Below are 20,912 nucleotides of genomic sequence, written 5' to 3'. Positions count from 1 at the left end.
GCAGTCGCGAAATTGAATCGTTCCAAATTGGCCCCAGGCGCCCCCGCCGCAAAACCGCCCCAAAAACCGAATGGTAACCATGACGCCTTAAGGTAACGACGTGACAGACTCCCCGACGATCCTGGTGTTCGATTCCGGCCTTGGTGGGCTCACGGTGCTCCGTGAGGTCGTGGCCGCGCGCCCGGACGCGCATTACGTCTACGTCGCCGACGACGCCTTCTTCCCCTACGGCCACCACAGCGAGGACGAGATCATCGCCCGCGTCGTGCCGCTGATGGGCGAACTGATCGGCACGCATGATCCTGACCTCGTCGTCATCGCCTGCAACACGGCGTCCACCCTGGTCCTATCTCACTTGCGCGCCGCTTATTCCCTGCCCTTCGTCGGCACGGTGCCGGCGATCAAGCCGGCCTGTGCCCAGTCGAAGAGCCGCCGCGTCTCGGTGCTCGGCACCAAGGGCACGGTGAAGCGCGAATACACCAAGGCGCTGATCCGCGATTTCGCGCAGGGATGCGAGGTGACGCTGGTCGGCTCGCCCGAGCTCGCCTCGCTCGCCGAACGCGCACTCGGCGGCCATCCGATCAGCGACGGCGACATCCTCGCCGAGCTCACGCCCTGCTTTGTCGGCGATGCCGCGGACGCAGGCGCGCGCACCGACACGGTGGTACTCGCCTGCACGCATTATCCGCTCCTGCTCGACCGGCTGACCAGGCTCGCGCCCTGGCCGGTCGACTGGATCGACCCGGCACCGGCCATCGCCCGCCGCGTCTCGGATCTGCTCGCCCCGGCTATCGGCGGCATCGCGCAGTCCGGCGCCGAGATGATCTTCACCTCGAACCGCGTGCATGGCCTTTCGGCCACGCTGACGCCGTTCTTCGGCGGCCGCGTGCTGGCCTGACTTTTCGGGGCCCTGGTGCGCTGCTAGGCTCGCCGTCGTCATCTCCGCGCAGGTTTCCCAAGGTCATCCCAAGGTCATCGCATGTCGGTCCCGACCACGCCGCTCAACCGTCTCCGCCAATTGTGGCGCGAGGGCCGCCCCGCCTTCGGTGCGATTGCGACGATTCCGAGCGTGCAGACCGTGCAGATCATGGCGCGCTCGCTCGACTGGATCATCGTCGACCTCGAGCACGGGCCGATCGGCCTCACCGAAGCGCATGCGATGATCGCCGCCACGACCGGCACGCCGTGCACGCCGCTGGTGCGGATCGCGGCGAACGAGCCGTGGCTTGCGAAAGCGCCGATGGACATCGGCGCCTTCGGCATCAATTTTCCGATGATCACGAACCGCGCGGAGGCGGAGAAAGCGGTGCGCAGCGTCCGCTATCCGCCGCGCGGCGATCGTCTCTGGGGTCCCTTCCACGCGCCATTCCGTTGGGGCCAGTCGATGCCGGACTACATGGCCGGCGCCGACGACGAGATGATCTGCATGATCACCATCGAGCATGTCGACGCCGTCAACCGCATCGACGAGATCATGGCCACGCCCGGCATCGACGTCGCGGTGATCGGCCCCGGCGATCTCGCCACCTCCATCAACAAGCGCGGCCAGATGGACGATCCGGAACTCTTGGAGCTGGTCGCGCGCGCCGAGGCCGGCATCCTCAAAAGCGGCGTGCCGATCGGCGGCGTCGCCCGCACCGCCGACCAGGCCAACGCCCTGGTCGACCGCGGCTACCGGGCCATCGCGCTCGGCTTCGACTGGTCGCTGTTCCAGCGCGGCATCATGGCAGCGTTCGAGGGCATCAGGCGCTGAACAAGCCGATGACCGACCTTGCCGGGAACGGCCGCGCTGCTAGGGTCGGCCGTTCCAGGGAGGAAAAACCATGCTCAAAAAGACTTTGCTCGCTCTTGCCTTCACCGGCCTTGCCGTTGCCGCCGTCGCCCAGCAGCCCGGCATCAAGCGAACCCCGCTCCAAAAGGTCGAATTTCCGGACGGCTACAACACCATCACCGCCATCGCGGAAATCCCGGCGGGTGGCGCGGCCGGACGCCATACCCATCCCGGGATCGAAACCGGCTATGTGCTGGAGGGCGAACTCAATCTCCTCATCGACGGGCAACCGGAAAAAACCCTGAAAGCCGGTGATTCCTACCAGATCCCGGCAGGCGTCGTGCATGACGCCAAAGCCCATGGCGACAAGACCATGAAAGTGCTTGGAGTTTACGTCGTCGACAAGACCAAGCCGCTGGCCTCGCCGGCGCCCTGATGCGGCGAACCGACCGGGCCCAACGGGGTTAGTTCGTGCTAGAGCAGGCGACGAGCGGGAACCCGCTCGCTGCTCATATTTTAATCCTCGGGAACCGAAAGACCCATGCGCGGGACGCCAAAGACCATTTCGCTGCCGCGCCGCCTGATTTGCGACCTCATGCGCGCCTCGATGGGCGTGCCCTTCGTCTCGCTGTCCCGTTCGCTCAATATCCGGCCCCTGCTGGAGGCCCGCTCAGGCGCGATGGCGCCCGCCGGCTGGGCGGCGATCTTCGTCAAGGCCTTCGCCCTGGTGGCCAGGGACGAGCCGGTTCTGCGCACCGTCTACGCCAAATGGCCCTGGCCGATGCTCTACGAGCTGCCGAAGAGCGTTGCGCTGGTGGCCATCGCGCGGGTCGAGGACGGCGAGGAATGCGTGCTGCCGCAGCGAATCGCAGCCCCGGAGGCCCTTCCACTGGCCACAGTCGATGCCGAGATCCGGCGCGGCAAGACGGCGCCGATCGACGACGTCCCGATGTTCCGCAAGATCATGCGGGCAACCCGCCTGCCGCTGCCGCTGCGGCGCCTGTCCTGGGCGATCGGGCTCAATTTTGGCCGGCAGCGGGGCAACTGGTTCGGCAGCTTCGCGGTGAGCTCGGTGGCCGCCTATGGTGGCGGCGAGCTGCATCCCGTCACGCCCGGCCCGTTCATCGTCAGCTATGGGGTGGTCGAGCCCGACCAGACCATCCATGTCGTGATCCGCTGGGATCACCGGGTCACCGACGCCGCCCCCATCGCCCGGGTCCTGACCCGGCTGGAACAGGTCCTGAACACTGAAATCGCTGCCGAATTGCGGGCAGGCGGCGCGAAGCCGATCCGGGTGGTCGGGACGTGATTCCGGGGCCATTCGCATTGACAGCGAACCCCAAACTCCCCTAAAAGCCGCCTGCTCGCGGGCCGATTTCGGCCCGCGAAGCGTTTCGCGACCCGTGGTCCTGTTCCTTAAAGCTTTGGGGATCGGACCTGTCGGTGCCGGGCTTTGGCCTGTCACACAGGAGGGCGCGTTTCCTCAAACCATGCAACCGAAGAGGACGCGATGACTAAGCGCAGTGAGGCGAAGTACAAGATTGATCGCCGTATGGGCCAGAACATCTGGGGCCGCCCGAAGAGCCCCGTGAACCGCCGCGAATACGGCCCCGGCCAGCACGGCCAGCGCCGCAAGGGCAAGCTCTCCGACTTCGGCGTGCAGCTGCGCGCCAAGCAGAAGCTGAAGGGCTACTACGCCAACATCTCCGAGCGCCAGTTCCACGGCATCTATGTCGAGGCGAGCCGCCTCAAGGGTGACACCGGCGAGAACCTGATCGGTCTCCTGGAGCGTCGTCTCGACGCGGTCGTGTACCGCGCCAAGTTCGTCTCGACGATCTTCGCCGCGCGCCAGTTCATCAACCACGGCCACATCAAGGTGAACGGCCGCAAGGTCAACATCTCGAGCTACCAGCTCAAGGTCGGCGACGTGATCGAGGTCAAGGAAGCCTCCAAGCAGCTCGCCCACGTCCTCGAAGCCAGCCAGCTCCCCGAGCGCGACACGCCCGACTATCTCGAAGTCGACCACGGCAAGATGACCGCCAAGTACATCCGCATCCCCGGCCTCTCCGACGTGCCGTTCCCGGTGCAGATGGAGCCGCATCTGGTCGTCGAATTCTATTCGCGCTAAGATCTGATTATCGAAAGGCCCCGGTTCGCCGGGGCCTTTTTGCTTAAGAGCCACGTCAGTGGCCATCCCGCCGTTAGGAGGCGCCGCATGCTCTACACCCCTCCCCCGATCGATCCCAAGGCGCCGCCGGTGCGCATCAATCTGCTGTCGGACACGCAGACCAAGCCGACGGCTGCGATGCGCGAGGCGATGGCGCGCGCCGAGGTCGGCGACGAGCAGGTCGGCGACGACCCGACCGTGAACGCGCTGTGCGAGCGCGTTGCGGATCTGCTCGGCAAGGAAGCCGCCGTCTACATGCCCTCGGGCACGATGTGCAACGTCACCGCGACGCTGGTGCATTGCCGCCCCGGCGACGAGATCCTCGCCCATGAGACCGCGCACATCATCGCCCGCGAAGGCGGCGCGCATGCCGCGATCGGCGGCTTCCAGGTCATGCAGCTGAAGGGTGCCGACGGCCAGTTCACGCCGGAGACGTTCCGCAAGGCGCTGCACCCGCGCACGCGCTACCAGCCGCCGCAGACCGTCGTCAGCGTCGAGCAGACCGCCAATATCGGCGGCGGCACGATCTGGAAGAAGGCCGCGCTCGACGAGATCGTCGCGATCGCCAGGCAGCACGGCCTCGTCACCCACATGGACGGCGCGCGTCTCCTGAACGCCACGGTGGCAAGCGGCATCTCTCCGCGCGACATGACGGCGGGCTGGGATTCGGCCTGGATCGATTTCTCCAAGGGCCTGGGCGCGCCGATCGGCGGCGTGCTCGCGGGCTCGCGCGCCTTCATCGACGCGGTCTGGCAGTGGAAGCAGCGCCTCGGCGGCTCGATGCGGCAGGCCGGAATCTGCGCCGCCGCCTGCATCTACGCGCTCGACCACAACGTCGACCGCCTCGCCGACGACCACGCCAATGCGCGCGCGCTCGCCCGCGGATTGTCGCAGATCGCGGGCATCGAGGTGCAGGAGCCCGAGACCAATCTCGTGTTCTTCAAGCCCGACGGCGCCGGCATTGCCGGGGACAAGATGGTCGCCGCGCTCCGTCAGCGCGGCGTGACGCTCGCGATGATGGACGGCCGCATCCGCGCCTGCACCCATCTCGACGTCAATGCGAGCCAGATCGAGGAGACGATCGGCTACGTCCGCGAGATCGTGCGCGGGGCATAGGTCCAGTAGCCCGGGTCAGCGCAGCGATACCCGGGAATCCATTCGCAGAAATCCCGGATGTCGCGGAGCCTGTCATCGGGCGGCGCTTCGCGCCGACCCGTTGGCTCATCCGGGCTGCGCAGGCTACGAAGGCGGCGCAACGCCCGCGATCAGCGCCCCATCGCCTGATAGATCAGCGTCTTCAGCGCCAGTTGGATCCGGCCGCGCTGCGACGGGGTCTGCACCATGAAGATCCCGAACAGATCGTCTTCGGGGTCGATGAAGAAGAAGGTGCCGCCGACGCCGTCCCAGCGATATTCGCCTGTAGGCCAGGACGTGCCTGATGGCACCGAAGTGCGCACGGCAAAGCCGAGGCCAAAGCCGGAGTTCCCGCCCGGATAATAATTATGATCGCGCGCGATCTTCGTCTCCGGTCCGACATGATCCGACGCCATCAGCGCAATGGTCTCGGGCTTGAGATAGCGCAGGCCCTCGTAGGTGCCGCCGTTGAGCAGCATCTGCGCGAACCGGGCGTAGTCGCCGACGGTGCCGACCATGCCGCCGCCGCCGGATTCCCCAGTTATGGGCAGCCTGATATCGCGAACCTGCGTCGTCGGATTGATGTTGCGGTCGCCCGGCATCGGCTCGGCAATGCGGGGAAACTTGGCGGGATCGGCGACAAAGAACGCCGTCTCGGTCATGCCGAGCGGATCGAGCAGGCGCTCCCTCTCGAACTGGAGCAGCGTCTTTCCCGAGATCACCTCGACGACGCGTCCGAGCACGTCGGTGGAAAAGCCGTAATCCCACACCGTGCCCGGCTGCTCGACCAGCGGCAGCGTGGCGATCTTCGCGGCGAAGTCGGCATTGCCGAGATTACTGTCGAAGAGATTGGCCTCGGCGTAGAGCTCGCGCACCGCGCCGCCGCCGTAATAGCCGTAGGGCAACCCCGAAGTGTGGCACAGCAGGTCCTTGATCGTGACCGGACGATCGAGCGGCTCCAGCGCCAGCGCGACCTTGCCGTCCTCGGCTTTCTTCTCGACGCCGACCTTCATGCCGGCAAAGGCCGGAATGTATTTTGAAACGGGATCGTCGAGCGCGAGCTTGCCCTCCTCGACCAGCATCATCGCCATCACGGAGGTAACCGGCTTCGACATCGAATAGAGACGGAAGATCGTGTCCGCGCTCATCGAAATCCCGGTCGCAACGTCGCGGACGCCGAAATTCTCGTAATAGACCGGTTTGCCGTGCTGCTGGAGCAGCAGGATTGCGCCGGGTATCTTCCCGGTCGCGACCTCGTTCCTGATGTAGTCGGAGACTTTCGCCAGGCCTTCAGGCGAGAGGCTGTGCGCGGGGCGCCCCTCGGAGCCTGCTCTCGCGCCGACGACACCGACCAGAACGACGAGCGCCGCGATCAGCGCGCGGCGCCCGCTCATGTCACTTCTCCATGGCGTCATAAACCAACTGCTTCAGTGTCCGTTGCACGCGCTGGCGCTCGGTCGGGGTCTGCTCCAGCAGCACGAAGAACATGTCCTGCTTGGGGTCGATCACGAAATAGCAGCCGGAGGCGCCGTCCCACTTCAATTCCCCGAGATCGCCGGGCGGCGGCGGCTTGGCATTGCCGGGCTCGGTGCGGACCGCAAGGCCGAGGCCGAAGCCAAAACCGTCGCCGGGGAAATAGAAATAATCGCGACTGACCCCCGAGGTCGGGCCGACCTGATCGGTCACCATCAGCTTGAACGTCTCGGGCTTGAGAATGGTCTTGCCGTCGAGGCTGCCGCCATTGAGCAGCATCTGCGCGAAGCGCTCATAGTCGGCCATGGTCGTGACCATACCGCCGCTGGCGAACTGGATCTTCTTGACGACCGTCGGATCGTTGATCCGGCCGACCCTGAAATCGCTGTCATTCGGCACCGGCTGCGCCAGCAGTTTCTGCTTCTCGGGGGCCGTGACGAAGAAGCCGGTATCGACCATGCCGAGCGGATCGAGCAGCTTCTCCCGCATGATGTCTATCAGCGGCTTGCCCGCCGCGATCTCCATCACGCGCGCGAGGACGTCGGTGGAGTGGCCGTACTGCCACAGCGCGCCCGGTTGGTTGTGCAGCGGCAGTTTGGCGATGCGCTCGGCGAACTCGGCGAGGTCGAAATCGCCGGCATAGATGTTCGCGTCGCGATAGGCCTTGCGCACCAGGCTGTCGCCATAGAAGCCATAGGTGATGCCGGAGGTGTGGCGCATCAGGTCGAGCACCGTCATCGGCCGCGTCGGCGGCACCAGCTCGAGCGACTTGGTGCCGTCGTCGGCCTTCTTCTCGACGCCGACCTTCACGTTGGCGAAGGACGGAATGTATTTCGAGACGGGATCGTCGAGCTTGATCTTGCCGTCCTCGATCAGCTGCACCGCGACGACGGAGGTGATCGCCTTGCTCATCGAGAACAGGCGGAAGATGGTCTTGTCGGTGATCGGCGCCTTGCTGGCGACGTCCTGCACGCCGAAGGCTTCGTGGTAAACCGGCTTGCCGTGCTGCCGGATCAGCACGGTTGCGCCGGCGATCTTGCCGGTTGCGACCTCGTTCTTGAAGAACTCGGTGACCTTGGCGAGCTTGTCCTGATTGAAATGCGCGCCGGCCGGGATCTCGTAGGTGCCCTCTGCCCGTGCGAACGACATCGCGCCAAGCCACACCAGCGCGCCGCAGGCGAGCGCACGCAGTCCAGATTGTGAAATCATATCCCCTCCCCGGAACATGGCTGGGCGGAGTGTACTGACCGCGTCATCAGGCACAAGGGCTGCTGTGTCGCGCAAGCGCCTCGGCATGGAGCTTGGCGCTCGGCTCGGCAAAGCAGCAGAACACCACGCGCGCAACGGATGGCGCTACAGCGAGCCCTTCGATTGTCGTGTGCACGGCGATATCCGCCGCCCGCTCCGCGGGAAAGCGGAAAATGCCGGTCGAAATCGCGGGAAATGCCACGGAGGTCAGCTTGTGCTTCCCGCACAGCTCCATCGAACGGCGATAACAGGAGGCGAGCAGATCGTCTTCGTCCAGCGTGCCGCCATTCCAGACCGGACCGACGGTATGGATCACGTGCGCGGCCTTGAGCCGATAGCCCTTGGTGATCTTGGCGTCGCCCGTTTTGCAGCCGTGGAGCATCCGGCATTCGGCGACCAGATCGGGCCCGGCGGCCCGATGGATCGCCCCATCGACGCCGCCCCCGCCCAGGAGCGACGTGTTGGCGGCGTTGACGATGGCGTCAACGCTCAGTGTCGTGATGTCAGCAACGATGACCTCGAGCTCCGCGCCGCCAATCCGGCGCGACAGCGCGGTCACACGTCAGGCCGCGACTGCGACGCCCTTCTCGGAGAGGAGCTGCTGCAATTCGCCGGCCTGGAACATCTCGCGGACGATGTCGCAGCCGCCGACGAATTCGCCCTTCACATAGAGCTGCGGAATGGTCGGCCAGTTGGAGAAGGTCTTGATGCCGTTGCGCAGTTCTGCGGATTCGAGGACGTTGAGGCCCTTATAGCCAACGCCGAGGTGGTCGAGGATCTGCACGACCTGGCCGGAGAAACCGCACTGCGGAAATTGCGGCGTGCCCTTCATGAACAGAACCACGTCGTTCGACTTCACTTCGTTGGCGATGAATTCCTCGATGCTCATATCCATGTCCTTCTGGGGCGGAGCCCTCAACAATCACTCCGGGCCGGCTCAGCCGATTTAACCCGATACCTGCCTATATATGTAGCCCAAACCGTTGTGCATCCAAAGTAAAATGGCGGCGAACACCCCCTCGGCGGCCGGTCCTGCTGGCACCGGCCCCATTGCATGATGACACGAATATCATCACCGGGGAGGACTTTCATACCGTAACGGAGCCCCTATCTAGGACGAACCTTGGTTTTGGAACCGGGCAACGCCAACAACGTTCTCTTGTCCTGTCTGGAGAAAAACGTGACGAAACCAGCCTCCGCCACGGCCGCCCCGCCAATTTCGTCACCGTCCTCCGACCCGGGCAATCTCGCCCAGCGGCTGGAGGATGGGTTTCTCGCCGTCCGCAACGAGACCGAGCGCCGGGCCGCGCCGCTGTCGCCGGAGGACCAGCAGATCCAGTCCATGCCGGATGCGAGCCCCGCGAAATGGCACCGGGCCCACACCACCTGGTTCTGGGAGCAATTTTTGCTCGGCGAGCATTGCCCGGGCTACCAGCCCTTCCACCCCGATTTCGCGTTTCTGTTCAATTCCTATTATGTCAGCGCCGGCCCGCGTCATGCCCGGAATCACCGCGGCGACATCACCCGCCCCAGTGCGAACGAGGTCGGCGCCTATCGCAGATATGTCGATGCGGCGGTCGTGAAATTCTTCCACGAGGCGGGCGAGGACAAGCTCCGGGCCATCGCGCCACTCGTCGAGGTCGGGCTCAATCACGAGCAGCAGCATCAGGAATTGATGTTCACGGACATCCTGCACGCCTTTGCGCAGAATCCGGTCTATCCGGCCTACGATGCGGACTGGCGCTTTCCATCCGCGACGCGCGCCGGCGATGACTGGCTGATCCTCAACGAAGGCATCCACACCGTCGGCCACGTCGACGACAGCTTCCATTTCGACAACGAGAAGCCGGCCCACCGCGCCCTCGTCGGCCCGGTCAAGGTCGCGCGCAATCTCGTCACCAATGGCGAATGGCTCGCCTTCATGCGCGACGGCGGCTACGCGAACGCAACGCTGTGGCTGATGGACGGCTTTGCCACCGTCAGCAAGGAAGACTGGCAGGCTCCGGGACATTGGCGCGAGGTCGATGGCGCCTGGCAGGTGATGACGCTCGCCGGCCTCAAGCCGGTCGATCCCGACGCCCCCGTCTGCCATGTCAGCTATTACGAGGCCGATGCGTTCGCGCGCTGGGCCGGAAAACATCTGCCGACCGAGATGGAATGGGAGGTCGCCGCACGCGCGGGCGCGCTCAACGATGCCTTCGGGATCGTCTGGCAGTGGACGCGATCCTCCTACTCGCCCTACCCGGGTTACCGCGCCATCGAAGGTGCCCTCGGCGAATACAACGGCAAGTTCATGGTCAACCAGCTGGTGCTGCGAGGCTCCTCGCTTGCAACCCCGGAGGGGCAGAGCCGTATCACCTATCGTAACTTCTTCTATCCGCACCACCGCTGGCAATTCACGGGACTGCGGCTCGCCGATTACAACTAGTTCTCATCCGACGATAAATGCGCGCCGGACAGCGCGTTCAGGAGAGTATCATGAATGTGCACGCCAGCGCTTTGGCCCAAGCCCATCTTCCCGACGAGCAGACCACTGTGTTCGCCCGCGAGGCCATCGAGGACCTCTCGCAGCAGCCGAAAAAGCTGTCGCCAAAATATTTTTACGACGCGACCGGATCGGAGCTGTTCGAGGCGATCACGCGCCTGCCCGAATATTATCCGACGCGTACCGAGCTTGCGATCCTGAAGGAGCGCGGCAGCGAGATCGCAAAGATCATTCCCGAGCATGCGGCGCTGGTCGAGTTCGGCGCGGGCGCGACCACGAAGGTCCGCCTGCTGCTGAACCACTGCAAGTTCGCGGCCTATGTGCCCGTCGACATATCCGGCGACTTCCTGACGGCGCAGGCGAACGGCCTGAAGCGGGACTTCCCGACGCTCGGCATCTATCCGGTGGCGGCCGACTTCACCACGCCGTTCGAGCTGCCCAGGGCGGTCGCGTCAATGCCCAAGGTCGGTTTCTTTCCGGGCTCGACCATCGGCAATTTCGAGCCGCATGAAGCGCAGGCCTTCCTGAAGAGCGCGCGCCAGATCCTGGGCAAAGGCGCGCAGATGATCATCGGCGCCGACCTCGAGAAGGACGAGCGCGTGCTCCACGACGCCTACAACGATGCCGCCGGCGTCACCGCCCGCTTCAACCTCAATGTGCTGGTGCGGATCAACCGCGAGCTCGGCGGCAATTTCGACCTGTCCGCCTTCACCCATCGCGCCATCTACAATCGCGAGCGGCACCGCATCGAGATGCACCTGATCAGCAAGAAGAGCCAGACCGTGCGCCTGCTCGGCACCAGCTTCTCGTTCCGCCCGGGCGAGAGCATCCACACCGAGAACAGCTACAAATACAGCCTCGAACGCTTCGCCGCGCTGGCGCAGGGCGCCGGCTGGCGCGTGCGCGAGAGCTGGACGGATGCGGCGAAGATGTTCTCGGTGCACGCGCTGGAGGCGGCGGAGTAAACGCTACACCGCATCTGAGAGCGCTTTCCCTGCGGCGCATCCTTCGAGACGCCCGCTTTAGGCGGGCTCCTCAGGATGAGGACGGAGTGCGCGGCAGCAGATTCAACGAGCACTGACGCTGATCAGCCTCATCCTGAGGAGACCGCGGAGCGGTCGTCTCGAAGGACGAGGCGTGCGCTCAGACCGCTCCCGAGCTTCAGTGCTCCTCGGCCTCTTCCACCTTCGACCCCAGCGACACCGACTCCCACACCGCGACGACGATCATGATCACCGTCGTCGCGACCGAGAGCCATAGCGGCGAGAGATCGGCGGCGAACCACCACAGCCCCAGCAGCAGGATGATGCCGATGCCGTGCGAGAGCTGGAGGAAGCCGCGGATCGCGTGCTTGAACAGGATGGTGCCGACCAGGAACACCAGCGGCCCGCCGATGGTGCTCACGATGATCCTGACGTCGGAATGTCCGGTCGGATGCTTCAGCACCAGTTCGTCCGAGACGGCGGTCAGGATGATGCCGGCGACGATCGGCATGTGCAGATAGGTGTAGGCGAGCCGGGCCAGCCGGCCGGATTCGGCGGACTTCGAGATGCGCTCGGAGCCGGCCTCGGCGCCCTTGTGGAAATAGATCCACCACATTGCGATGGCGCCGGTGAGCGCCGAGACGAAGGCCAGGATGTTGTCCGCGGTCCACTCCAGCTCAGCAAAGGTCGCGCCGTTGACGACGACGGCCTCGCCGAGCGCGATGATGATGAACCCGGCGCAGCGCTCGGCCATGTGGCCGCCTTCGACAGCCCAGGCCTCCACCGACGAGAATCCCAGCTTCGGCACCCAGAAGCGGACCGCGGGCGAGATATATTCGATCGTTAGCGCCACGATCCAGAACCAGAGCCGCTCCTCCCCATGCGCGAGGCCGCCAAGGATCCAGAAGATCGCGGAGCCGCAGAGCCAAACCAGGATGCGGATCGCGTTGTGCCGCACTGCCGTGCGGTGACGCGGGGTCGCAAACAGCCAGAACGCGGTGCGTCCGACCTGCATGGTTGCATAGGCGATCGCGAACCAGAGACCGCGGCCATCGAAGGCGGTCGGAATCGTCGTCGACAGCACGAGGCCGCCCAGCATCATCAGGAAGATCAGGATGCGGACCGGCGTCAGATCGGGATTGAGCCAGTTGGTGACCCAGGCGGTGTAGACCCACACCCACCACACTGCCAGGAACAGCAGCGTGACCTCGACCGCGCCGAGCGGCGTGAAATGGTGCAGCAGCGTGTGCGACACCTGCGTGACGGCAAAGACGAAGACGAGGTCGAAGAACAGCTCGGCATTGGTGACGCGGCTGGGCTGGTTCGGCAGGATGACCCGAAACATCGCGCCGCGCGGATTGTCCGCAGCCATCATCGGTCCCCCGCTGCGATCAGATCAGGTGCCGGGTACCCCGGTTTGCAGCGCCAGCGCGTGCAGCACGCCGCCCATCTGGCCGCGCAGGGACTGATAGACGATCTGGTGCTGCTGGACGCGGGACTTGCCGCGGAACGATTCCGAGATCACGGTCGCGGCATAGTGGTCGCCGTCGCCGGCGAGGTCTCGGATCGTCACCTCGGCATCGGGGATCGCTGCCTTGATCATCGCCTCGATATCGTGGGCGTCCATGGGCATTCGGGTCTCGCTCCTTCTGGTCTCAAGCGTTCGAATCGCTGCCGGGGTCCCCTCGCCGGCAGGGCCAAACTTAGCGTGAACGGCCTTCTACGTCACGCATTCCTGCACTATATCCCTGATCCCATCAGGATAAAGGCACGACAAAGTGCCGCGCGCGGCAGATTGATCGAAAAGGCGTGAAATCATGAAGCTTCCAGGGCCCGACCACCCCATCACCATCACCCCAAACCCCCGGCGCGTCCGCGTCACGGCGGGCGACATCGTGATCGCCGAGACCAGCAAGGCGCTGACGCTGAAGGAGGCCAAATATCCGGCGGTGCAATATGTACCGCGACAGGATGCCAACATGGCACTGCTGGAGCGCACCGACCGCGTCACCCATTGCCCCTACAAGGGCGATGCGAGCTATTACAGCGTCAAGGCCGACGGCAAGACGCTCGACAACGCGATCTGGACCTATGAGGCGCCCTTCCCCGCGATGGCGGAGATTTCAGGCCATCTGGCCTTCTATCCGGACAAAGTGAAGATCGAGGAAGTGGGGTAGTTTTGGATGTTGTCATTCCGGGGCGATGCGAAGCATCGAACCCGGAATCTCGAGATTCCGGGTTCGGTCCTGCGGACCGCCCCGGAATGACTCCGGCAGCTACGCCCTGAAGATCGTGAGCCCGAGTATCAGCAGCACCAGGAAGATCACGACGAAGACATAGAACAGGAAGCGGGCGATGTCGGCGGAGGCGGCCGAGATGCCGGTGAAGCCGAGCACGCCGGCCACGATCGAGATCAAGAGAAAGATCAGCGCCCATTTCAGGATCGTCATCGCCAGCTCCGACTCGGGTGCCGCTACCCGCGGCCCTCAACGCATTCGGGGACGCTAACTTCGCGGCGCGGAACTGGTTCCTGACGGCGCGGCATCGGCCAAGACGCTGCACAGGCATGACGCTTAACAAACATGCCGCTGCACAAACGGCGCTTGCTGAATCGGGTTCCCGGCGGCACAGTCTGGCCGGGACAGGAGCAAGACCGGGGCGGCCATGATGACGATGTCACATTCAGCGACGATCGATGCAGAGGTGCACGCCGCGCCGAAGAGCAAGACGCGCAATCTGTCGCTCGATCGCGCCCGCACCTTCCTGACGCTGGTGGTGCTGCTGCATCACGCGGTGATCCCCTACACTTATTTCGGTCATACCGATCCGAAGTACTTCTTCGGCTTCGACATGATCGTGCTCGCCACCGACAGTTTCTTCATGGCGATGTTCTTTTTCCTGTCGGGACTGTTCGCCTGGTCTGGTATCGCCCGGAAGGGAGCGCGGAGCTATTTGGCAGATCGCCTGCTTCGGCTGGGCTTACCCTTCGCGATCTGCGCCCTTACAGTCATTCCGCTCGCCTATTACGCGATCTCCCTGCGGCAGCATCCCGAGATCGGCTTTTCGGAATACTATTGGAATATGATCACGAAGGGCCCTTGGCCGAGCGGGCCGATCTGGTTCCTTTGGGTCTTGTTCGCCTTCGACTTGGTTGCCTGCCTGCTGCACCGGCTGTCGCCCAATCTGCTCGATCCGATCAATCGCCTCTCGCTACACGGTCGCCGCCGGCCCGCCGTGTTCTTCGCGGTCATGCTTGCCGTCACCGCGGCGTTCTACATTCCCGGGCGGGTTCACTTCGGAGCAGGCAGTTGGTTCGAGTTCGGGCCGTTCTCGGTCCAGCACGGGCGCGTGATGCTCTACGCGACCTACTTCTTTTTCGGTGCCGGCATCGGCGTTGCGCAAATGGATCGCGGGCTGCTCGCTGCAGACGGCCGGATGGCGAAGGTCAGTTGGGACTGGATGGTGCTGGCGATCGTTCCGTATTGCCTCTTGTGGGTGCTGATCTTCATCAAGCGCGAAATCCTGGGCAACCCGTCGCCGCTGCCGGACTGGTATGAAGCGCTCTATGCCGTCTGCTTCACTGTCTTCAGCGTGGCCATCATGTTTCTGATCCTGGCCTTTTTCCAGAGGTTCAGGCAATCAGGCTCAGCCAAGCTGCTCGATCCAATGCAGAGCGACGCGTACGGCATGTTCCTGGTGCACTATCCGATCGCACTGTGGCTGCAATACTGGCTGTTCGACTATGACCTGCCGGCGATCGTCAAGGCGATGGTCGGATTCGTGCTGACCGTCGCGTTCAGTTGGGCGCTCACGCGCGCCTTGCGCCAGATTCCCGGGGCGACGAGGGTGTTGTAGGGCACGCCGTCTCAGCGATTGTAGCCCGGATGAGCGCAGCGATATCCGGGAGACCCCATCAAGAAAGTCCCGGATGTCGCTGCGCTCATCCGGGCTACGAAAAAGCTTACGCCGCCTTCCCGCCCATATACTCCGGCAGCCAACGCTCGAACGACTTGCGCAGCGTGTCGATCGCAACCGGCGCCTCGCCGGCGATCGCGATGGTGTCGCCGCCGGTGGTACCGATCCGCACGCAGGGCACCTCGCAGCCGCGCATCTTGGCCAGCACGCGCCCGGCCTCCGTTTCCGGCACGGTGACGAGATAGCGCGCCTGGTCCTCGCCGAACCAATAGGCCTGCGACACGAGCGCGGTCGGCGCCGCCAGCAGCTTCGCGCCGATGCCGCTCGCCATCGCCATCTCGGCGAGCGCGATCAGCAGGCCGCCGTCGGAGAGGTCGTGCACGGCGGTCGCGGTGCCCGCATGGATCATGCCGCGGACGCAGTCGCCGTTACGCTTCTCCGCGGCGAGATCGACCGGCGGCGGCGCGCCCTCCTCGCGACCGCAGATGTCGCGCAAGTAGACCGACTGGCCGAGCCAGCCATGGGTCTCGCCGATCAACAGGATCGCCTCGCCCTCGGCCTTGAAGGCGAGCGAGGCGGACTTGGTGAAATCGTCGAGCAGGCCGACGCCGCCGATCGAGGGCGTCGGCAGGATCGCGCGGCCGTTGGTCTCGTTGTAGAGCGAGACGTTGCCGGACACGACCGGGAAGTCGAGCGTGCGGCAGGCTTCCGAGATGCCCTTCAGGCAGCCGACGAACTGGCCCATGATCTCGGGCCGCTCAGGATTCCCGAAGTTGAGATTGTCGGTGATCGCGAGCGGCTTGCCACCGACGGCGGTGATGTTGCGCCAGGCTTCCGCCACCGCCTGCTTGCCGCCCTCGAACGGATCGGCCTCGCAATAGCGCGGCGTGACGTCGACGGTCAGCGCGAGGCCCTTCGGCCCGTCCTGCACGCGCACCACCGCGGCATCGCCGCCGGGGCGCTGCATGGTGTTGCCGAGGATGACGTGATCGTACTGCTCCCAGACCCAGCGCTTGCTGCACATGTCGGGCGTGCCGATCAGCTTCTCCAGTGCGGCCCCGACGCTCATCGGTGCCGGCACTTCGCGCGCGTGCACGACCGGCAGCGCGGCGGAGGGGACATGCGGGCGGTCATAGAGCGGCGCCTCGTCGCCGAGCTCCTTGATCGGAAGGTCGGCCATGACGTCGCCGCCATGCTTGACCACGAAACGCTTGCTCAGCGTGGTGTAGCCGACCACGGCGAAGTCGAGGCCCCATTTCTTGAAGATCGCCTCGGCTTCCTTCTCCTTCTCGGGCTTGAGCACCATCAGCATGCGCTCCTGGCTCTCCGAGAGCATCATCTCGTAGGCGCTCATGCCGGTCTCGCGGGTCGGCACCGCGTCGAGATCGAGGTCGACGCCGAGGTCGCCCTTGGCGCCCATCTCGACCGCCGAACAGGTCAGGCCCGCCGCGCCCATGTCCTGGATCGCGATGACACAGCCCTTCTCCATGATCTCGAGGCACGCCTCGAGCAAAAGCTTCTCGGCGAAGGGATCGCCGACCTGCACGGTCGGGCGCTTCTCCTCGGACTTGTCGTCGAACTCGGCCGAGGCCATCGAGGCGCCGTGGATGCCGTCACGGCCGGTCTTGGAGCCCAGATAGACGATCGGCATGTTCACGCCGGAGGCGGCCGCATAGAAGATCTTGTCGGCGTCGGCGAGGCCCACGGCCATCGCGTTGACGAGGATGTTGCCGTCATAGCGGGTGTGGAAGCGCACCTGGCCTCCCACCGTCGGCACGCCGAAGGAATTGCCGTAGCCTCCGACGCCGGCGACCACGCCGGAGACCAGATGCCGGGTCCTGGCATGCTCGGGGGCACCGAAGCTCAGCGCATTGAGACAGGCGATCGGGCGTGCGCCCATCGTGAAGACGTCGCGCAAAATGCCGCCGACGCCGGTGGTCGCACCCTGATAGGGCTCGATGTAGCTCGGGTGGTTGTGGCTCTCCATCTTGAAGACCACGGCCTGGCCGTCGCCGATGTCGATCACACCGGCATTCTCGCCGGGGCCCTGGATCACCCAGGGCGCCTTGGTCGGCAGGCCGCGCAGATGGATGCGCGAGGATTTGTACGAGCAATGCTCGTTCCACATTGCCGAGAAGATGCCGAGCTCGGTGAAGGTCGGCTCCCGCCCGATCAGCTTCAGGATGCGCTCGTACTCGTCGGGCTTGAGCCCGTGAGCGGCAACCAGTTCGGGGGTGATCTTGGGTTCGTTCTTCATGGATTCGGGGCTTTCGGCGGCGGTTGGCCGTTCTTAGGAAGATCGGGGCCTCGCGAAAAGCCCTTTATGGCGCATTTTCCCACTGTCCCACGTTTTGCGGCCGAGGGGTGCGGGAACGGGAATTGCACAGCGCGGACAGATCGGATTTAAGGGCTAAGGACCCGCAATTGAAGGCCCATTTCCTTGCACGAATTGACCAAAACGGCCGCTCCGCCCCGCCCCGAGCTGCATGTCGCGACCGAGGGTGAGTTCAAGGGCTGGCAGACCTGGATCAGGGACAGCTTTGAGAGCCATATCGGCCCCTTCTGGCACCGCCTGGAGGCGGACGGCAGCGTCCGCTGCGCCTTCCGGGTCGAAAAGAAGCATTTGAACGGCTCCAGCAACGTCCATGGCGGCTGCTTCATGGCCTTCGCCGATTACTGCCTGTTCGCGATCGGCCGGAACGCGCTGAACGGCCGCGGCGTGACGGTCAATTTCGCCTGCGAATTCCTGGATGCCGGGCATGAGGGCGAGCTGATCGAGTGCACCGGCGAGGTCACCCGCGCCGGCGGCTCGCTGATCTTCCTGCGCGGGCAGATGACCTCCGGCGAGCGCCTTCTGTTCACCTTTTCGGGGACGATCAAGCGGGCCAGGTGGAAGTCGCTCCCTCAGCCAAACGCATAGCTCGACACCTTCCCTTTTGGCGCCCCCTCGCCCAGACTTGCGAGAAGCGCGGTCGCGCCGGGGAGCAGGAACAAGGTGCCGCAGAGCACGTCGCCGAGGGGTCGCGCAGCGGCCTCCGTATCATCGCCGCTACCGTCCGTGGCCGCGACCGGCGCCCGTAACTGGCGCGACTATGCGCTGCTGTTCGCGCTCGCCTGCTGCTGGAGCTCCACCTATCCGCTGGCCAAGCTCGCGCTGGACACGATCCCGCCCATCACCTTCATCTCGGCGCGGTCGCTGATCGCGGCCGCCTTCCTGTTCGCAATCCTGTGGATACGCGGCGTCAGGATCCCGACCGACGCGAAGGACTGGAAGCTGTTCGCGACCCAGCAGCTGATCAACTCGACCTTCCCGTTCCTGGTCATCACCTGGTCGCAGCAATATGTGCCGGCGTCCAACACGGTGGTGCTGGCCTCGACGACGCCGATCTTCGCCTTCCTGATCACCTCGCTGATCACGCGGCACGAGCCGGCCACGTTGTTGAAGCTTGCAGGCGCAATCCTCGGTCTCGGCGGCACCGTCGCCATCGTCGGCCTCGATGCGCTCGGTGGCTTCGGCCGCGAGATCGTCGCGGAGATCGCGATCCTGCTCGCCACCATCTCCTTTGCCTGCGCGACGATCTTCGGCCTCAGGCTGTCCGACTACGACCCGATGGTGGTGGCGGCCGGCTCGCTGCTGTTCGGCGGCCTCATCCTGCTCCCGCCCTCGCTGATCGTCGACCAGCCCTGGACGCTGCATCCGACGTTTCAGGCGATCGTCGCCACCATCGTCATGGGCATCGTCTCCAGCGCGTTGGGGCTGATGCTGTTCTACGTCTGCCTCGGCCGGCTCGGCACGCTGACCACGAATGCGCAAGGCTATTTGCGCATCCCGATCGGCGTCGGCCTGTCCGTGCTGCTGCTCGGCGAGAGCGTGCCGTCGAACCTGGCGCTGGGCCTGCTGCTGGTCATGGCCGGCGTCGCCGCGATGACGGTGCCGGCCGAGCGGCTGAAGCTGCGCTAGCGCGAGGCGCTATGGCTTGGCGTCGTCCGCCAGCATCTTCCGGTATTTCTCGACGTCGCGCGTCACGAGCTGCTGAAGCAGCTCCGGCGTATGCTCGTTGTCATCGGGCGCGACGGTCGAGAGATCGGCAAAACGCTTCTTGACCGCGTCGGTCTCCACCGCCGTGCGCGCCGCTGCATTCAGCCTGGCGATGACGGCCGGCGGCGTGCCCTTGGGCGCGAACAGGCCGTTCCAGCCCTGCGCCTCGAATTCGGGAAGGCCGGCTTCGGCGGACGTCGGCAGATCGGGCAGCGTCGCGAGCCGCACGGTCGAGCCGACCACGAGCCCCCGCACCAGCTTCTCGTTGATCGACTGCGACACCGAGGCGGCCGCATCGCAGACGCCGTCGATCTGGCTGCCGACCGCATCGGTCAGCGCAGGCGCGGCGCCGCGATAGCCGACCAGCGTCGCGTCGATCCCGGCGGCGGTGACGAAGCTCTTGCAGATCAAATAGTTCGAGGAGCCGACGCCGGCATGGCCGAGATTGATCTTGCCCGGATTGGCCTTGGCGTAGGCGATGAACTCCTTGAGGTCCTTCGCCGGAAAATCCTTCCGGATCGCGATGATGCCGAACGTCTTCGCCACCATGGCGATCGGCACGAAGGATTCGGGCGTGAACGGCAGCTTTGGATAGATCGTGTAGGTCGCGGCATTGGTGCCGGCATTGCCGATCGCGATGGTGTAACCGTCAGGCTCGGCGCGGGAGGCGCGTGCCAGCGCGGTCGAACCGCCGGCGCCGGCGACGTTCTCGATGACGATGGTCTGGCCGAGCGCGATGCCCATCTGCTCGGCGACGGTGCGCGCGATCACGTCCGAGGTGCCGCCGGCCGCGAACGGCACGATCATGGTGATCGGACGCTTGGGGAAATCCTGGGCGAACGCGGCCGTCGCGAAAACAACGACGGCGACAGCGGCCAAAGACCGCTTCAGCACGAACGAGATCACGCGGCCTTTTCCAGATGCGCGGTGAGGCCGGCGAACAGGCCGCGGCCGTCGGTGCAGCCCATGATGTCTTCGACGTGGTTTTCCGGATGCGGCATCATGCCGAGTACGTTGCCCCTGTCGTTGACGAGGCCGGCGATCGAATGCGCCGCGCCGTTGATGTTGTGGCTCTCGTCAACCGCGCCGTCGGCCGAGCAGTAGCGATAGAGCACCCGCCCCTCGCCCTCGATGCGCTTGATGGTCTCCTCATCCGCCTCGTAATTGCCCTCGCCATGCGCGACGGGGACGCGGATCACCTGCCCGGCATTGTAGCCGCGGGTGAACGGCGTGTCGGAACGCTCGACGCGCAGATGCACGTCGCGGCAGATGAATTTCAGCCGCGCATTGCGCATCAGCACACCCGGCAAGAGGCCGGACTCGCAGAGGATCTGAAAACCGTTGCAGACGCCGAGCACGAGGCCGCCCTTGGCCGCATAGTCGCGCACCGCATCCATCACCGGCGCACGCGCGGCGATTGCGCCACAGCGCAGGTAATCGCCATAGGAGAAGCCGCCGGGCACGACCACGAGATCGGTGCCCGCAGGCAGCGACGTCTCGGCGTGCCAGACCATCGCGGGCTCGCTGCCCGAGATCAGCCTCAGCGCGCGCGCCATGTCGCGCTCGCGGTTGATTCCGGGAAAGACGAGGATGGCGGCTTTCATGGCAGGGGTTCCGACAGTGACGGGAATCGGGCTGGCCAAAGGGCCAATTCGTGAAGAGACATAGCCATTTGACGGGGATTTTACCAGTGCTAG

22 protein-coding genes are annotated in these 20,912 nt (G+C 65.0%); 12 read left to right on the top strand and 10 right to left on the bottom strand.

Features of this window, described 5'->3' with window-relative positions:
* The first annotated feature begins 100 nt into the window (after window positions 1-100).
* The 6 genes from murI to A3M7_RS0138585 all read left to right on the top strand — a co-directional run bounded on the left by murI (window position 101) and on the right by A3M7_RS0138585 (window position 5,054).
* Window positions 101-898: a glutamate racemase gene (gene murI / locus A3M7_RS0138610; RefSeq protein WP_027548660.1), complete on the top strand. Its 798-nt coding sequence runs from the start codon at window positions 101-103 to the stop codon at window positions 896-898.
* An 81-nt stretch (window positions 899-979) separates the two neighbouring features.
* Window positions 980-1,753 (top strand): HpcH/HpaI aldolase/citrate lyase family protein, encoded by a 774-nt coding sequence (locus A3M7_RS0138605; RefSeq protein WP_027548659.1) that lies wholly within the window; start codon window positions 980-982, stop codon window positions 1,751-1,753.
* 70 nt (window positions 1,754-1,823) lie between these two features.
* Complete coding sequence (locus A3M7_RS0138600; RefSeq protein WP_027548658.1) at window positions 1,824-2,207, top strand: cupin domain-containing protein; 384 nt, start codon at window positions 1,824-1,826, stop codon at window positions 2,205-2,207.
* A gap of 105 nt (window positions 2,208-2,312) precedes the next feature.
* Entirely contained in the window at window positions 2,313-3,080 is a 768-nt protein-coding gene (locus tag A3M7_RS0138595; RefSeq protein ID WP_027548657.1) for a hypothetical protein, read from the top strand.
* 201 nt (window positions 3,081-3,281) lie between these two features.
* Window positions 3,282-3,899, top strand: coding sequence for a 30S ribosomal protein S4 (rpsD, locus tag A3M7_RS0138590; RefSeq protein WP_027548656.1), 618 nt, complete (start codon window positions 3,282-3,284; stop codon window positions 3,897-3,899).
* 87 nt (window positions 3,900-3,986) lie between these two features.
* Window positions 3,987-5,054, top strand: a complete 1,068-nt coding sequence (locus A3M7_RS0138585; RefSeq protein ID WP_027548655.1) for a low specificity L-threonine aldolase — start codon at window positions 3,987-3,989, stop codon at window positions 5,052-5,054.
* 149 nt (window positions 5,055-5,203) lie between these two features.
* On the opposite strand, the gene A3M7_RS0138580 is transcribed toward A3M7_RS0138585, so the two are convergent.
* From A3M7_RS0138580 to grxD, 4 genes are read right to left on the bottom strand one after another with little or no spacing between them, the layout of a single operon-like run.
* Window positions 5,204-6,466, bottom strand: a complete 1,263-nt coding sequence (locus tag A3M7_RS0138580) for a serine hydrolase (RefSeq protein WP_027548654.1) — start codon at window positions 6,464-6,466, stop codon at window positions 5,204-5,206.
* A gap of 1 nt (window position 6,467) precedes the next feature.
* Window positions 6,468-7,754 (bottom strand): serine hydrolase, encoded by a 1,287-nt coding sequence (locus tag A3M7_RS0138575; protein WP_027548653.1) that lies wholly within the window; start codon window positions 7,752-7,754, stop codon window positions 6,468-6,470.
* A 46-nt stretch (window positions 7,755-7,800) separates the two neighbouring features.
* Window positions 7,801-8,352, bottom strand: coding sequence for an O-acetyl-ADP-ribose deacetylase (locus A3M7_RS0138570; RefSeq protein ID WP_027548652.1), 552 nt, complete (start codon window positions 8,350-8,352; stop codon window positions 7,801-7,803).
* 3 nt (window positions 8,353-8,355) lie between these two features.
* The gene (gene grxD, locus A3M7_RS0138565) at window positions 8,356-8,682 is read right to left on the bottom strand and encodes a Grx4 family monothiol glutaredoxin (protein WP_027548651.1); all 327 of its coding nucleotides are present in this window, start codon (window positions 8,680-8,682) and stop codon (window positions 8,356-8,358) included.
* A gap of 240 nt (window positions 8,683-8,922) precedes the next feature.
* Here grxD and egtB point away from each other — a divergent pair, with 240 nt between their 5' ends.
* Together egtB and egtD are read left to right on the top strand one after the other, a co-directional pair.
* Complete coding sequence (gene egtB / locus A3M7_RS0138560; RefSeq protein WP_027548650.1) at window positions 8,923-10,221, top strand: ergothioneine biosynthesis protein EgtB; 1,299 nt, start codon at window positions 8,923-8,925, stop codon at window positions 10,219-10,221.
* 50 nt (window positions 10,222-10,271) lie between these two features.
* The gene (gene egtD, locus A3M7_RS0138555; protein WP_027548649.1) at window positions 10,272-11,243 is read left to right on the top strand and encodes an L-histidine N(alpha)-methyltransferase; all 972 of its coding nucleotides are present in this window, start codon (window positions 10,272-10,274) and stop codon (window positions 11,241-11,243) included.
* A gap of 196 nt (window positions 11,244-11,439) precedes the next feature.
* On the opposite strand, the gene A3M7_RS0138550 is transcribed toward egtD, so the two are convergent.
* Window positions 11,440-12,633 carry a low temperature requirement protein A gene (locus tag A3M7_RS0138550; RefSeq protein WP_027548648.1) on the bottom strand — a complete coding sequence of 398 codons (1,194 nt, stop codon included), beginning with the start codon at window positions 12,631-12,633 and terminating at the stop codon, window positions 11,440-11,442.
* Between the two features lie 24 nt (window positions 12,634-12,657).
* Window positions 12,658-12,894: a BolA family protein gene (locus tag A3M7_RS0138545; RefSeq protein WP_011088461.1), complete on the bottom strand. Its 237-nt coding sequence runs from the start codon at window positions 12,892-12,894 to the stop codon at window positions 12,658-12,660.
* Between the two features lie 184 nt (window positions 12,895-13,078).
* Here A3M7_RS0138545 and A3M7_RS0138540 point away from each other — a divergent pair, with 184 nt between their 5' ends.
* Window positions 13,079-13,438: a DUF427 domain-containing protein gene (locus A3M7_RS0138540; protein ID WP_027548647.1), complete on the top strand. Its 360-nt coding sequence runs from the start codon at window positions 13,079-13,081 to the stop codon at window positions 13,436-13,438.
* Between the two features lie 99 nt (window positions 13,439-13,537).
* Here the strand turns inward: A3M7_RS0138540 and A3M7_RS47995 are convergent, their stop codons facing one another.
* Window positions 13,538-13,711, bottom strand: coding sequence for a DUF1328 domain-containing protein (locus tag A3M7_RS47995; RefSeq protein ID WP_027548646.1), 174 nt, complete (start codon window positions 13,709-13,711; stop codon window positions 13,538-13,540).
* 214 nt (window positions 13,712-13,925) lie between these two features.
* Between A3M7_RS47995 and A3M7_RS0138530 the strand changes: the two genes are divergently transcribed.
* Entirely contained in the window at window positions 13,926-15,116 is a 1,191-nt protein-coding gene (locus A3M7_RS0138530) for an acyltransferase (protein WP_027548645.1), read from the top strand.
* A gap of 106 nt (window positions 15,117-15,222) precedes the next feature.
* On the opposite strand, the gene purL is transcribed toward A3M7_RS0138530, so the two are convergent.
* A complete protein-coding gene (gene purL / locus A3M7_RS0138525) occupies window positions 15,223-17,433 on the bottom strand; it encodes a phosphoribosylformylglycinamidine synthase subunit PurL (RefSeq protein WP_027548644.1) in 2,211 nt (736 codons plus the stop codon).
* Window positions 17,434-17,616: 183 nt separating this feature from the next.
* Here purL and A3M7_RS0138520 point away from each other — a divergent pair, with 183 nt between their 5' ends.
* Window positions 17,617-18,096: a PaaI family thioesterase gene (locus tag A3M7_RS0138520; RefSeq protein WP_027548643.1), complete on the top strand. Its 480-nt coding sequence runs from the start codon at window positions 17,617-17,619 to the stop codon at window positions 18,094-18,096.
* Between the two features lie 75 nt (window positions 18,097-18,171).
* Entirely contained in the window at window positions 18,172-19,137 is a 966-nt protein-coding gene (locus tag A3M7_RS0138515; protein ID WP_027548642.1) for a DMT family transporter, read from the top strand.
* Window positions 19,138-19,146: 9 nt separating this feature from the next.
* Here the strand turns inward: A3M7_RS0138515 and A3M7_RS0138510 are convergent, their stop codons facing one another.
* Both A3M7_RS0138510 and purQ read right to left on the bottom strand, forming a co-directional pair.
* Window positions 19,147-20,121: a tripartite tricarboxylate transporter substrate binding protein BugD gene (locus A3M7_RS0138510; RefSeq protein ID WP_027548641.1), complete on the bottom strand. Its 975-nt coding sequence runs from the start codon at window positions 20,119-20,121 to the stop codon at window positions 19,147-19,149.
* A complete protein-coding gene (purQ, locus tag A3M7_RS0138505) occupies window positions 20,118-20,819 on the bottom strand; it encodes a phosphoribosylformylglycinamidine synthase subunit PurQ (protein WP_027548640.1) in 702 nt (233 codons plus the stop codon). Before purQ ends, A3M7_RS0138510 begins: the two co-directional genes overlap by 4 nt.
* Window positions 20,820-20,912: the final 93 nt, after the last annotated feature.

Source organism: Bradyrhizobium sp. WSM2254, assembly GCF_000472645.1.
Classification (GTDB): Bacteria; Pseudomonadota; Alphaproteobacteria; order Rhizobiales; family Xanthobacteraceae; genus Bradyrhizobium; species Bradyrhizobium niftali.
Note: the sequence above shows the minus strand (reverse complement) of the source record. Positions and strands in the feature narration are given on the sequence as shown.